Source organism: Candidatus Leptovillus gracilis, assembly GCA_016716065.1.
GTDB lineage: Bacteria > Chloroflexota > Anaerolineae > Promineifilales > Promineifilaceae > Leptovillus > Leptovillus gracilis.
Genome location: JADJXA010000003.1, coordinates 197,633 through 211,737 on the forward strand (window position 1 = coordinate 197,633; position 14,105 = coordinate 211,737).

The 14,105-nt window shown below is 56.4% G+C and carries 11 protein-coding genes; all 11 read right to left on the bottom strand.

Annotated elements, in window-relative coordinates; translation table 11 throughout:
- Positions 1 to 29: 29 nt before the first annotated feature.
- The 11 genes from IPM39_09765 to IPM39_09815 all read right to left on the bottom strand — a co-directional run bounded on the left by IPM39_09765 (position 30) and on the right by IPM39_09815 (position 13,918).
- Entirely contained in the window at positions 30 to 1,055 is a 1,026-nt protein-coding gene (locus tag IPM39_09765; GenBank protein ID MBK8986352.1) for a tyrosine-type recombinase/integrase, read from the bottom strand.
- Positions 1,056 to 1,886: 831 nt separating this feature from the next.
- On the bottom strand, positions 1,887 to 2,249 hold the full coding sequence (locus IPM39_09770) for a hypothetical protein (GenBank protein MBK8986353.1): 363 nt from the start codon (positions 2,247 to 2,249) through the stop codon (positions 1,887 to 1,889).
- A gap of 111 nt (positions 2,250 to 2,360) precedes the next feature.
- Positions 2,361 to 2,474 carry a hypothetical protein gene (locus IPM39_09775; protein MBK8986354.1) on the bottom strand — a complete coding sequence of 38 codons (114 nt, stop codon included), beginning with the start codon at positions 2,472 to 2,474 and terminating at the stop codon, positions 2,361 to 2,363.
- A 249-nt stretch (positions 2,475 to 2,723) separates the two neighbouring features.
- Positions 2,724 to 3,602, bottom strand: coding sequence for a Bro-N domain-containing protein (locus tag IPM39_09780; protein ID MBK8986355.1), 879 nt, complete (start codon positions 3,600 to 3,602; stop codon positions 2,724 to 2,726).
- Positions 3,603 to 3,987: 385 nt separating this feature from the next.
- The gene (locus IPM39_09785) at positions 3,988 to 5,055 is read right to left on the bottom strand and encodes a site-specific integrase (GenBank protein MBK8986356.1); all 1,068 of its coding nucleotides are present in this window, start codon (positions 5,053 to 5,055) and stop codon (positions 3,988 to 3,990) included.
- Between the two features lie 477 nt (positions 5,056 to 5,532).
- Positions 5,533 to 5,943, bottom strand: a complete 411-nt coding sequence (locus IPM39_09790) for a hypothetical protein (protein ID MBK8986357.1) — start codon at positions 5,941 to 5,943, stop codon at positions 5,533 to 5,535.
- On the bottom strand, positions 5,940 to 6,455 hold the full coding sequence (locus IPM39_09795; GenBank protein MBK8986358.1) for a hypothetical protein: 516 nt from the start codon (positions 6,453 to 6,455) through the stop codon (positions 5,940 to 5,942). Before IPM39_09795 ends, IPM39_09790 begins: the two co-directional genes overlap by 4 nt.
- Positions 6,456 to 7,208: 753 nt before the next feature.
- The gene (locus IPM39_09800) at positions 7,209 to 8,690 is read right to left on the bottom strand and encodes a caspase family protein (GenBank protein MBK8986359.1); all 1,482 of its coding nucleotides are present in this window, start codon (positions 8,688 to 8,690) and stop codon (positions 7,209 to 7,211) included.
- Positions 8,691 to 8,702: 12 nt separating this feature from the next.
- A complete protein-coding gene (locus tag IPM39_09805) occupies positions 8,703 to 9,779 on the bottom strand; it encodes a hypothetical protein (GenBank protein ID MBK8986360.1) in 1,077 nt (358 codons plus the stop codon).
- Positions 9,780 to 9,904: 125 nt separating this feature from the next.
- A complete protein-coding gene (locus tag IPM39_09810) occupies positions 9,905 to 10,645 on the bottom strand; it encodes a hypothetical protein (protein MBK8986361.1) in 741 nt (246 codons plus the stop codon).
- Positions 10,646 to 10,741: 96 nt separating this feature from the next.
- Complete coding sequence (locus IPM39_09815; protein MBK8986362.1) at positions 10,742 to 13,918, bottom strand: C39 family peptidase; 3,177 nt, start codon at positions 13,916 to 13,918, stop codon at positions 10,742 to 10,744.
- Positions 13,919 to 14,105 lie beyond the last annotated feature (187 nt).

Sequence of the window (14,105 nt, forward strand, 5' to 3'; positions counted from 1 at the left end):
AATCAAAGGTTAGCTGACGGGAGTGCCACCTAAACTGGAGGGATTGGCGCATTGGCCGCCAGCGCCAGCTCAATCTGGATGAAGTCACCGGCCGTCACCTGCAAACTGCGCATCGGCTCCAGGTAACGCTCGGTTGTCGTGATGCTGGCATGGCCCAACATCTGCTGGATCTGCCGCAAATCAGCGCCCCCTTTTAAAGCCAGCGCAGCTGCCGTTCGCCGCAAGTCGTGGGCGGCTAAAGCCGCTTCTCCCTTCCTATTATAATACCCCACCGCCAGCACATGCTCCTTGACCACATTGTAAATCGCCTGCGGCGTCAAATGACCATCGGTCAGGCCGCCCCCTTTGGTGCGCACCGACCCGGCCAGGCTGCCGTCTTTGTTCAACGCCAGAAAGATACGGCCGTGCTGTCGCCGCGCTGCCTGCCCCCAACTGTCCAGCGCCACCTTCACCCAGGGCGGAATGCCCACCGAACGTACCCGGCCCCGTTTGCCCACCAAGTCGATAATCGCCCAACGGCCGTCGCGCTGCTGAATCATCTCCCAGGTCAAACCAGCCACTTCTGCCCGTCGTAAACCGGTACCAATCATCACCGCCAGAATGGTCTGGTCGCGGGTGGCTTTCAGCAGGGGAATCTCTTCCTGCCGCCAGCGGGTGACCGGTGTGTTGACCAGCTTCTCCGCTTCCTCTTTGGTCAGCCAGTTGCCGGCGCGCACCCCTTCCTGCTTGACCCCTTTGACTCGTTCCACGCCATAGGCCAGGGTGGGGGGGACTAAACCGTTGTCGGCGGCCTCGGCCGCCAGCTTACGGATGGCCGACAGCGCCTGGTTGATGCTGCTGCGACTTTTGCCGGATTGCACCAATTCTTCACGGTAGGCGTTAATCGTGGCTTTGCTGAAACCGGGACGGCCGTTTTGCTCATACCAATCCAGGAAATCAATGAGGGCGCGGCTGTAGGCCCGCTTGCTGTGCGGGCTGTCCACACTCTGCGTCACCAAATCAATGATGGCATACCAGTCATCTTGGGGGATGAGGGCTGTATTTTGTCTGTCCATGTGGTTATGTTATGTCAAATTCTGCAATCTGTCAATAGCTTTTGTTAACGGTGATTATCATAAGGTATTATGTTGATATAAAGTTGGGTTTTGCGGCGGTTGGGAACCTTTTTGCATGTAGGATCCCACAATTTTTGAGAACTGTTCCATATATTTTGAGAATCTGTTCCACAATTTTTGAGAATTCCGTTTCACAGTTTTTGAGAATGGCCTATTTTGGAAACCGGCTACTCTGGAAGCCGGTAGAAGATTTTGTAGGCTGTTCTCAATAATTGTGGGATAAGGGCGAACAAGTCATGTAGGTTATTCTCAAAAATTAAGGCATAACTGTAGGAAATTCTCAAAAACTGCGGAATAGTTGTCTCAAAAACTGTGGAATAGCCAGCTAATTGGATGAGAGGCTATTCTCAAAAATTACGAAATCCTACATGTGGGATTGTAGGATTCGCTAAATAATGAGAATCATCGGTAAATCATGAGACTGAATCGGTAAATAATGAGACTGGCTCTGAAATTTGCTCCCACTGTCAACTTCTTAAGAGATGTAAATCGTTGCGGCTTACCCATATCGAATATAGACCTCCCCAAAACCAGGCAGCTGTCACTTCGCCTGCCAATGTCCGCTGTAAAACCCGCACCAGGTCACAACCGTCCGCAACTGATTCACACAAAGTCACTGGCTTGTGTCAAAGAAACCAGGAATATGATCAAGTTCATCCGCTTGTTAGGCCGCCGCAAGCGTAGAGAGCCAGACCTACAAGTGGACGCAGTCTGCCGTGCCGTTAAGCCGACCCGCGAAGCGGGTTCGGTTTGAATGAATTGTTAGGCGTCTCAGCCCGCAGCCGGCCACTGGCGAAAGATCACACACACCGTTGTCTTGTCCAACATGGCGAACTCCAGCGCACCCCATGGTTTGAGCGAGACGGTGCTTGAGTTGGGATGCAAGAGGTGGGGCGAGCGAGCGGACATTTCATCGAATATTTCGTCAATGTTATCTGTGTCGATGCCAAGCTCTGGACGATCCTTAGCCGCATACTCAGGGCTCTGGACGATATAAGCCTTGGCGCCGTCACGTCCAATGACCGCCATATCCGCGTCCTGATAGAGGACCTCGAATCCCAAGCCGTCCACAAAAAACTCGAGCCCGTCTTGTAGGTGATCGTAGAAGATCTTCGGGATAAGGTTCTTGAACATTTGGATGCTCCTAAAATTGAAGTGAGATGGTCGGGTAGCAAGAGACCATTTCTGCTCTCTCGCTCCCTAAGAACGGTACAGGCCCCTTTCAAGGCACACCGCTCATGCCTCTCAAATGCCCGGTGAAAGACACGGTTTCAACACGGTTAAGTTTAGGGCATGAACTTGCCGGTGACAATTGGCCTGCAGAAGAACGGTGTTTGTTAACGTGTCCGCACCACCCATAGTACGCCTGACAAGATGGTGTACGTCCAGGTCGGTATCCAGGTCGGCCCAAAATCAGAATATCCCGAAAGTAGGCGGGTTTGTTTGCATCCAATCATCTGGCATGGTGCTGCTGACAAAAGCATCGGCCAAGACCCGATAACATTCCCGTTGGTGACCATTAAGCGGAACTAAAGTATATCCCAGCGATGATCTAGCTTCCCCTGTATGGTTGTAACAACCACGTAGGCTTAAAACCGTTCAATACTCTCAAGACGTCGCCTCATCGTTTTCTTCTTCACCAGCCGGTAACTGCTCTTGTTCCACTTGCGGCCGTTCCAGGTAATTTGTAGACGAGACGACCGGACGGCCTGTTTCGGCCTCCAACTCCCGGCGCGCATTACCGGCAATTCGCCCACCTTTACGAGCAGCTGTTTGGTTTTCATTAAAGCCTTGGGTGTCATCCCGTCGCGTGATTTCCGTTGTGGCCGCTTCGCCTAATATCGTGAACGCTAATTCCAGCCCGGTCATATGATCGCGCAGGTTTTCCCGCTTTAGCTTCTTCAGCTTCTTGTGCTCGCTCGGGGTTAGGCCAAAGGTTGCCCTGGCAATCTCGGCCGTGAGCATAGCTACCTCTCGGCCAGCCTCTACACCGCGATTTTGCCATTCATCTGTCAGCTCATTGCGGGTGACAATGGATTGCAGTCGTCGTTCAATCCAGTCGTCGGAATATCCCTTGACCCTGTAGATTTGCCGCAGGCGTTCCGCTGCCAGCTCAGGGTTGTCTATCTCCTCTAATCGCCCCCTACCCACTTCAGCCAGCCAGCGCTTAAATGGTTCTGCTTTGGGAGAAGGAATTGACTGAATAATGCGCAACATACCCTCTGTGTCCGCACAATCGGTATCGTAAAAACGATTGTTGGGCGCCTTTAATTTGAACTGTCGACAATTTGTCGACAGTTCAACGCCTTCATTTTCAGCTACCCGTTTTTTCATTCGGTACCAATAATCGCGGGGCTTTTGACTATCTGTTAGCGCTTCAATCACGTCGACAACAGCGTACCACCATTCTCCCGTGACTTCATCCATGATGCGCCGAATGCGATAATCCTCAAATTGGAGTTGTACTAATGCTTTATCCTCACTCATTGTCATTCCTTTCTCTGCGAGCATATTTGCCAGCAGGCAGCCAGGGTATCTTCACCACCAATATGATAGCACAATTGTTCTGACTTATCAGACGCGTGGATGGCCTCAAATCAGAATACGGTAGAAAATGTGCCACATTGGAGAGTCAATTTAGCCATTTCGACGTTCTACCTGAATCTCCACTAGCAAAAACAGTTTATCCGGTTGAAGAGGCTGCGGTATTGAACTCGTGTCAATGAAATACTACTCATCAAAGCGCTTGAGCGCGATCTGCCCGGTCATTATGGACTAAAAGTGGTCACAACTTGCGAGGCAACACGATGGGTATTTCTATTTGTCGTTGGCCGACGAAGACCAGAGATTCGTCTCTGGCCTGTGGGCCAGATTAGCCCCAAACATTCGGTACACTTACCACCTTGTTCCGTTTCCGGTAATGGTGATACATAACACTGGTAGACCACCCCAACACATCCATCGCCGCCGCCTCGCTTATCTCCTTCTCGGCGAACGTTTCCGCCAGGCTGTGGCGCATGTCATGGGGCGATAAATCGTCAATTCCCAGGATGTCCTGGCCCAGGCGCCGCACGCGGCCTTGTACAGCTCGTTTGCTCATGGCTCTAGGCAGCAGTTCACTGCCTTCCAAGTTCACACTGACTGCCACCCGCCGGGACGCCGCCAGCAAACGGCCGTCCCCCAGCTCCTCCGGCCGTACCTTCAAATACTCCCGCAAAATCTGGCGCAAAGGCGCCGGCATATCCAATTGACTATCGGTATCGGTCTTTTGCCGGTAAATGTGCAGGATACCGCCCACCAGATCAATGTCACTCATCGATAAGGCCACCAGCTCTGAGACACGCATCCCTAAATAAATGAACATGCCCACCATGAGCTGGTCGCGCCGTCCCTGCGGATTTTCGGGCAGCGCTGTTAATAATAACTTTACCTGGTCGCGGTCCAGGAAATTGCTGGCATCCTTCTGGTTGCTAATCCGGGTCACCTCCCGCTGCTCATTGACACGTCTGCCTGTTTTCCGCGTGAACCCGGCCACGTCCCGAATCCGCAGGCGTTCATCCTCCGGGATGACTCCGGCTTGTCCGGCCAGGTCGGCCATTTTGCGAATGATGCTTAACCGCTGGTTGATACTGCCAATGGCATAACCTTTGGCTGACAGCCAATCCCGATACCCCTGCACCATGGCCCAGGTCACGCCGCGCCATGCCCGCGGATCTGTTAAGTGTAGATCTGTGGGTCGGTTGATGTGAATTTCAGCCAGCGCCTGGCTAAAAAGATTCACTGTAATTTTGTACGCTTTTTTCGTCTCTTCGGATTTGTGCCGCATATGATCGGCAAAAACATCGCCGGCGGCCTTCTCATTGGCCAGTTGTCCCGCCAGGATCATTTTGTCGGTCTCCGAAGGCGCCAGCGCAAATGGGGGGTCAGCTTGAACAGTCATCGGCACACCACCTAAAAATCAGCCCATCACCAAAAACAGCCGCAGCCCAAAAATCCAGCACAGCACCAAAAACAGGCGCATCACCCAAAACAGCCACAGCCTCAAAAATCCAGCACAGCACCCAAAAACAGCCGCCGCAGCCAACACAAAAAGCCAGCCACTTTTCCCCCATTATACTACATGTTTATGCCCCTTACATGTAGTGATTTCCAGCACAGCAATTCTAAATGTAGAAAACGGGTATCGGGAAAATAGCGGCGCAATGCCGATGTATCAGCGAGGAGTCGCACTCTGCGCTAATCAGATTAAAGTGCAGTGTTATGTGGCACGGTTCCGAGTACAGTAACGACCTCAAAACCAGGTAATTACCCAGATGATAGCAACGCGGCATTTAGCCACCTCTGCCGAGGCGACTTGTGAGCATCCAATAACAATGGCCCAATCGTAAGAAACGAAACAGTTAGTCAGGGGCGGGTTCTAACCTAGACCCTCGGCCATAAATTGAATCAGGGCTTCCCAATTTTCAAAGATTTGCCAACGCATCAGTGACCGGGCATCCTCAAAGAAGGTGCGACGCGCACCTAGAGCAGCACGAATCCGTTTGTAGGTCGTATCCACCAACTCCAGAAAGGTGCAGGAAAAAGGCGAGTAGATTAGCGTGAACATGACGGTCGCTAAATGTTCTTGCCCATGACCAAAATTGTGCTTAATATGATAGCCGTGGGTGGTCAGGACATTATGTCCCCATTTCATGTTTCCAGCGGGCGCGTCCAGCGTGAGTGACAGCTTGACCAGAGGCGCGTCCAGGCGTAAACTGGTCACAAAGCTGTTTTGATAAAGGCGTTCGCCAGTCAATTCATGGGTAATCGTCAACTCGCACCAGTTCACGCGAAGACCATCATCACCCGCACGCAGCGGTAAATCATTGAGATACCGATACCGCCAGATTTCCCCGTGACGACCGTTCCAGACGCGACGACTAATTTCAGGCAGCTTGCCCTGCTCAATAGCCGCGACCCACTCATAGAGCGTCTCGTGCGAACTGGGCTACACACGAGAATGAAGTCCAGCCCGTAAATCAGCACCAACTCACAGAACGGTTGATGACTGAACAAGTCATCTCCCAGGATGACCGCCTTCTGTTGTTGCAGCCAGGTGGCCTGCTGCGGCAACCAACGTTTGGCAGCCGCCAGTTCGCTGTCCTGTTTATCACTGCCATCCTGTGGCAGCAGGAATTCCGGCGCCAGAGGCAGCACCGCCGATTGCTCAGGATGAACAACCAAAGCCGTCAATGCCCGATGATGGTAGTGGGTGACACCTTCGCGCACTTGCTGACTGCATTGGGGGCAATGCACCTTTGTCGAACTAAAGAATTGAATGCCATCGATACCAACCAGCAACCGCCCCCTAATGCCCGAAATCCGGCCAACTTCTCCTCAGCCACCAACTGCTGCCAAAGCCATTGATAGGCTCCCGCAAATGGCTGGCTGGCACGCCATCCAAAAGGGTACGGATATGATTGCCAGTGGAATGCGCGACATCTGGAACACGCTTTCAGATTACTCCGCCCGCGCTTTTGCGCCATAAGGCGTTGATGCGCCAGAAAAGAAGCGCTTTGCATGAAAAAGATAGAGAAGGCGCCGCGTACCGCGTCTTGCAAAGCATATATCTGGTTATGCCGCCCAGCCCGCTTGTCAGGCATCTTCTCTGTCAACTCGCCCAGATGCTGGATAAACCGACTCACTTGCGCTCTTTTCCCACACATCACCCTTTTGGCTTTTGGTGATTGTATAGCGCGATCTACTTCTGTTCGCAAGTTTTACATTTAGAATTGCTGTTTCCAGCAAAAAAAGGTGGCCTATTTTGGTGTTTTGTGAAGCACAAAAAAGATTGACAGAATGCCCGGCAAGCCCAAAAACGCCAAAAGGCCGCCCATGTGGCCCATTTTTTGAGACATTCTAATTTTAGGCCAATGCCAGATTTTTGTTGGTTATTATCGTTCGACTTATCCCGAATTTACCCCTAGAACCGACCAAAAACTCAAAATGAAAGAACGCGAAGAATTAAAAATGAAAACTTCGCGCTCTTTATGTTCAAATGCTCAAAAAACTATATGAGGTTGCGTCAATAGTCGAATACACATCAGATTCTCTTTACCGGCTTATGCGGCGCAAAATAAACTGAGTTGTTGTCCCGGCTGCTTTGGCGACCTCAGCGTAGGCAAACAGATTGCTCAGCCCTTCCACCGCAGATGGGGCGGCCTCAGCAATGTCACCTATCAAATCGGCTATTTTCTCGTCGTCAGCTTCTTCCCCGCGGGTAACTTCGGCTTGAAGAGCCACGACTTTGGCGACGGCCGTTGGGTCGGACTGCGCTACCTGCCCCATGAACGAGTTGAAAAGCTGCGTCAACTCGTCACTGTTCATCCCTTGTTGTATGTAACTGCTCACCTGGGGGTTGTCGCCAATGGCGTTGTTGTTGCCAGATACGCTGCCTATAGAAATTTTGCTGCCGGTGAACTTTTCGCCACCCGTTATTTGATCGCCTTGAATGACTGTGCTATCCCCACCAACATAACTGCCGCCACTGAAGCCGCCTTCAATGTGGACACCGCCTTTCTTTTTAATCGTTGTTTTGTTGATGTCGCCCCCAGCCATATCTCCCCCGGCCGCGCCGGAGACGATATTGCCGCCCGCCTGATTCACCGTTGCCCCCGCTGGTGTGGGCAGCGGTTCAAGCGGGTTCGGCGGCAACTGCCCAATCCCCTTCGCCACTCCCTGCCCACCAAGCAACATCGCAATGGGAAAGACGCCGGAAGTTTTCATCACCGGCGTCTGGTCGCGCCCCTGCTCCCTGGCCGATTTCTTGACCTGATGGGTCACCCAACTCATTACGTCCGTCACGTAAACCACGGTGGCGTCGTCGGGGTGGGGAGCGTGGCCGGTCAGGGCTTCTATCAGATGATAGGTGAAGAGGCTCATGGCGCCGTCGTTGCGCACGAAAGAAGATTGGGCATTGTTGGAGGAGTTGAGAATGGCCCGCCCTTCGCCATCCAGCAAATCGCTGATGTTTTTCGCCCCCGGTTCAGCCGCAAAAACTGGCACAGATTTCGTCTCCGGCAAATCGAGGGGGAAAGCGGCCGTTTGGAACCGACTGGTGTCCAAAGCCGCCAGGTCTACGTTTTTCACGTCCATCCCGGCCGCGTGGCAGCAATCTAGCACCACCAGCATCCGTTGGGCGCGGATGTCGCTGATTTCGGCTGTAAAAGTCTCGGCTTTGATGGCGTCGGCGCGGAGGCGGCTCAGTTCGCGGATGTCGTAGGGGATGAGGTAGTATTGGTCGGCCGCTTTGTCTACCATGCCATGGCCGGAGAAGTAGAGTACGGCCGTTGCCTCCCCATCTCCCCTAACCTTCTCCTGCAACCAGTACAAACCGTCGAGGATTTCCTTGCTTGTCGCCTTCTCCCCCTTGATCAGCCGGACGTTCTCCGGGTTGTAGGCGCACCGCTGTGGATGGGCCAGCACATCATAAATGGCCTGCACGTCTTTGGCGACGGACGGTAAGGCCAGCCGGGGCATCTGGTTGGCGTCTACGCCGATAATCAGAGCGTAACCATGTTCAAATATCGCGCTCATCAATCCCTCCTGTCAGGTCAGCCAATCGGTCTGCAAAAGTTCAATGGCCGTTTTCCCCACCACCCCCTCATCCGGCAAAACCGGCTCCTGCGTCATCAACGCCTCAATTTTCAACAGGGCATCCATCCCCTTCATCCCAGCGAAGAAATCGGCGGCGCTGCGGGCGTCGCGGATCGCCTTGATGCGCTGTTGGGCCAGCGTGGCGATGGCGCTGCGGTCGGACCAGCTTAAATCGGCGCTGGCCAGAATGGCCCCGCTGAAGGTGGTGTAGCTCTCTTTGACCGCCTGGATGTCGTCGGCGTCGGCGGCCGTTTTCAGCAATTTTTGCCATAATGTCCCATAGCCCAACGCCTGCCAGTCGGAGCGCTGGCTGGTCACTTCGATGGCCAGCACCAGGTAGTCGTGGGCGGTGTAGATGTTGCCGTCGGCGTCGCGCAGTTCGCCATCGGTGATGCGCAGCGCGCCGGGATTAAGCTGCTCGTCGGGAGCGGCGATCATCACCAGGTAGCCCGTTTGCAGCCAATCGCCCGCCCGCAGTTCGCTGTCCAGCCCCAGGCGCAGGTCCAGGCTGTCGCTGGCGAAGGAGTTTTCCACTGAGGTTTTGATGACGTTGGCCAGGGAAACGGCCGTTGCCAACGGCGCGCTCATCGCCAACTGACTCACCCCCTCGGCCACCTTGATGAAGCGCTGCGCCCAATCTTCGCCGGGCACGGCATAGAGACCGAGCAGCAGCTTCAGGTCGCCGCCCCGGTAGAGGACGGGGCCGAGCAGCGTCTGGTTCATCGTCACCACATCCACCAATTCCGCCCCCTCCCCCTGGCCGGGCAAGTCTGGCTGGACAACAAAATTGACCTCTACCTCGCCATCCAATCCGGGGAAGTGCATCTGGGCGTTGACCACCGGGTAATGGGTTTTGAACAGTTCGCGCCGGTTCTTCAGGAACATGCGCGCCAGCCGCAGCCGCAAATAGCTCTCTTCTGTCACCAGCGGGACCGCTGCATCGGACGCGGCCGGGAAGAAGTACGGCCGTAACACCTTGCGCTCATCTTTAAGCGCCTGTTTGAATAAATTGCCGAAGTTGATAGACACGAGGGACTCCTTGGGTATACCGTAATCCGTACTCCGTAGTCCAACACCTCTGAGGCGCGTTTACGGACAACGGCTTACGAAATACGGACAACGGCTTACGGAATACGGAATACGGTATACGAAACTCAGATGATTTCCAGCCGTACGCCGGGCGGGACGTTGACCTGGATGACTCCGGCCTGATTGTGGGTGACCTGCTCCAGGCGGACGCCGGGCGGCAGTTGCACGTAGACAACCTGCGTTTCCCCAGGCGGCGGGTCCTCAACAGGCGGTGGCGGCGGGGGCGCTTGCGCCTCCAGCGTGATGCCATCAAAGAAGAAATCCTTTCCCTTGACCCATTTGCTCTTCACCCGGATCACCACCTCGGCGACGCCGGATGGGGGCACGGTGAAGGTGATGATGTGGCGATACCAGCGCCGGTCGCCCATGTCGAAGCCATGCACCCAGCCCCCTTCGCCGTTGACCCAAACGCCCGACTCCGCGCCATAAGCGTCGGTTTCGCCGTGCAGGTGAACCTGGATGGGCACGGTGAGCGTCGCCTGGCTGCCGGGCTGCAAGCCGCTGACGGTTTGCGACAGGGCCGCGCCAAACACGGCCGCCGAGTTGAAGATTTTGTAGGTGACGGAGCCGTCGAGGATCAGGGCGTTGGGCTGGCCGAATTGTTCGTTGGGCGGCAGTTGGGCGCTGAGTTTATGGACACATTCCGGGATGCCCGTCACCAGGCTGTTGGGGTCGTCGTAGAGCGGTTGTCCCGGCTTGAGCCATTCTAATTGCCAGTGGTACGGCCGTTGGTTGCGCAAATGATTCGCCTCCGCTATCGGCGGCAAGGTCTCCCAATCAGCCATGAAATTCCCATTTTGTAACATGCTGCACTCTCCTATTGGATTATTTATCCGCAGATTTCGCAGATTTGCGCAGATTTTTAATCTGTGGAATCTGCGAAATCTGCGGCTCACTTCTCATTAATTCCCGGCCCCGTTGGCTCTGGTGTAGACCATCGTCGAGATGATGGCGTTGCGCAGATTGGTCTCTACTGAGTCGGACGGGACGTGGCGCATATATTTGGCTTTGAGCGAGGTGATCCGGTTGGGCGCGTCCGGCGGCGTCAGCGGGTCTATGATCTGGTAATCGTCGCCGGAGCGCTGCACGATGACGACCCAATGCTGGTCCACAACGGCCGTGTTCAGCCGCATATCCACCTGGGCCACCACAATATGCCCCCTGGCCAACGCCTGATCAATCCGGGTGATGGGGTCTTCGCCGGTCCAGACGGCCCAATCTACTGGTTTATTCGGCCAGGATTGCACATTTTTGTTGAATTGCAGCCCGCCGACGTAGAAGGGAGCGAGGAATTTGACGATGGAGTTGGTGCGCTCGTAGCCGCCCTGGCTGGGGTCCAGGTTTTTTAATCGTTGGTTTAGCTCTTGCGGATTGATGCGCGTGCCGTAGGCGGAGAGGGCCATCGCCATGCAGGTCATCAGGCAGCCCCAGGTGCCGATGGTCTCCGGGCCGTAGCCCAGTTGGTCGCCGCGCCAACGCGGATCCACCTGCGAATACCACAGGGAGGGGTCGGCCAGCAGGCGGGCCAGCGGGGTGCTGGTGGCGGGTGTGTCGGCGTCGGCCGTTGTCACCACAATCTTCACCCACAAGGGATCGCCGAAGAAGTTGCCCCGGTCATCCTTCAGCCGCCACATCGAGTAGACCTGGCCGCTCGTCCCTTGCGGCGCGGTCATCGGCACGGTGATGACCACCTCTTCGCCCAATTTGGCCGCCGGGATGACGTGTGAGGGGTTGTTGCGGGCCATCGCCAGACTACCTTCGATGTAGGCCAGATGGAAGCCATCACCCCAATGGCGCGTGCCCGTGTTACGCACTCGCCACTGCTTGTCAAAATCGGTCCCGGCCACCAATTGCTCGAAATCGGGGATGGTCTGGTCGGCGACGAAGGCCATGTCCGGGGTGCGGGCGGGTGTGCCGGCCGTCGAGGCGGGAGTGACAGTGACGTCTACGTAGAAGTGGGCGAACGGCTTATCTTGCGGGTCGCGCAATTGCCAGAAGCTGCGGTAGCTGCGCCCGGCCGTCTCCGGGGCGGTGAGGTTGAGGGTGAAAACGGCCGTTTCCCCCGGCCGCAATCTGTCAAAGCCACCCGCCTCCGGCAGGCTGTAGCTTTGCTTCGCCGTCATCGCCGCCGGGTGCGTGCCCCGCTCGACAAAGACCAGCCGGTACTTGTCGTCCCAGGTCGTCGTGCCCATGTTGGTGAAGGTCCAGCGGCAGGTGAAATCCGTTTTGGCGGGCACGACGTTCAGATTGGCTTCGGTGGCGGCAAAGGCGACAAAGGCCGCCTCCGATACCTCGGCGAAGGGGTCCACCGATTTAGCCAGCCCCTTGTAGCGGTCGCGCATGGCGACAAAGGCGTCGAAGATATGGGGCTTGGGCTGGTTGTCCCGCGTGTTGACGCCGGAGTTGCGCATGATGTCGCTCCAGCCAAACCAGATGAGGGTCTGGACGTAATCGGCGTAGTTGGTCGTCAATTCGTTGACGAATTCGCGCATGTAGGTGGCGATGTCGGCGTAATGTTCCGGCCCGATATGGCCGTCCGACGCCGCGCCCACCTCGGTGATCCAGAGCGGGATGTTGGGAAAGGCGCGTTTGAAGACGTTGAGGGCGTCGGGCAAGCGGCCGATGCTGCCATAGTTGAAGATGATGTGTTTGATATAACGGCCGTAGGGATGCAGCGCCAGGGCGTCCACCGGCAGTTTGCCGCCCAGCGCCCGCTGCACCTGGCGCGCGTACTCGGCGGCATTGTCCGGCCCCGTCTTTAAGCCGCCAAAAATCACCTTCGCGCCCGGATGCGCCTGGCGGATAGCGGCTGCGGCGTGCTGCAAAATCAGGGCGTAATTGGCGGGGGCGATGCCGATGGCGGAATGGTTGATATTGCCTTTGTCATTGCCAAACTCGCTGTCCTGCTCGTTGTGAATCTGGTAGGCGACCCTATCGCCAAATTCGGCGCAGACGCGGGCGACGCGGCCGCACTGTTCGCCGAACTGCTGGGCGTAAGCGTTCCAATCACCGCTTCCGCTATTGTTCCAGGGGCCATTGCCCCAGTAGGTGTCCTGGTGCAGGATGATGAGGGAGCGGATGCCCTGGCTGGCGTAGCTCTGGATGATGTGGCGATACCGCTCCTGGTATGCTTGCTCTGGCGTCTTGTCAATCCGCGAGGCCCAAAAGACGAAGCGCACCCAGCCCAGGCCGTTCATCCGCTCGGCGTCCAACGGGTGGCCGTCGTTGATGTTGACGTTCATGCCGAACTGTACCCGCTTGTCACCGGGCGGTGGGTCAGGTCGTTCCGGTGGCAGTTGGCCGCCCACGCCGATAGTCAGCCAGCGGGTGTCGCCAAAAGGCTGGCCGTTGGCGTCGCGCAGTTGCCAGTGGAAGGCGTAGCCCCCGGCCGTCGTCGGGGCGATCAGGCGCAGTTCCACGTCTACCGTTTGGCCGGGGTGGACTTGCTCGCGGCCGGCGAGGGCGCGTAGGGTGGCAACGGCCGTTGCGCCCATCGGGTTGGGGCTGTGGCTTTGGGTGTCGGCGACGCTTTTGTCCAGGTAAGCTACCTGGAAATCGCCGGACCAAACGGCCGTTCCCGTATTGCGCAGCGTCCATTTCGCCGTGAACTGCTGCCCCGGCTGCATGTTGTTGAAGTTGGCCACGCTGTTGACGAAGTGGACCATCTGGTAGGCCAGGGTCGCTCCCGCCGTCGCCGGGACGACCAGCCGCAGCCAGCGCACCGGGCCGAAGCGACGGCCGTCGGGCGCTTGCAATTGCCAGTTGGTGGCGTGGGCGGCGGCGGCGGCCGGGGCGGTGAGGGGCAGGCTGAGCTGCGCTGTCGCCCCTGGCGGCACATCACCAACGCCCAGTTCGGCCAGGGTGTAGGCTGGTTTGGCGGAGAGGGGGGCGCGGGGGTAAACGGCCGTTTCCGGGTGCGGCGTCAGGGTGTAGGCGAGCTGGTAATCGCCCCGCCAGGTCGTCGTGCCGGTGTTTGTAAAGCCCCAGGTCGCCTGGAAGGTTGTCCCGGCCGGGATGTGGTCGAGATTGGTTGCGGCCGTAAAGCCGGCCGCGGCTGCGTTGTTGATGGGTGTACTCATAAATCCTCCATTGTATTGTCTAAAAATACCTCGCTCTCAAATTCAGAGTGACTTCCCTTTATCTGCATCCTACTCTAAAGGCAAACGGCCGTGCGCCAGCCGGTAGATTGGGGCGGGGGTTGTGCTGCTCCCTAATTTGCCATACATCTCCATTTTCGTGGAGCAGCATACCCTCTACAGATGCCCC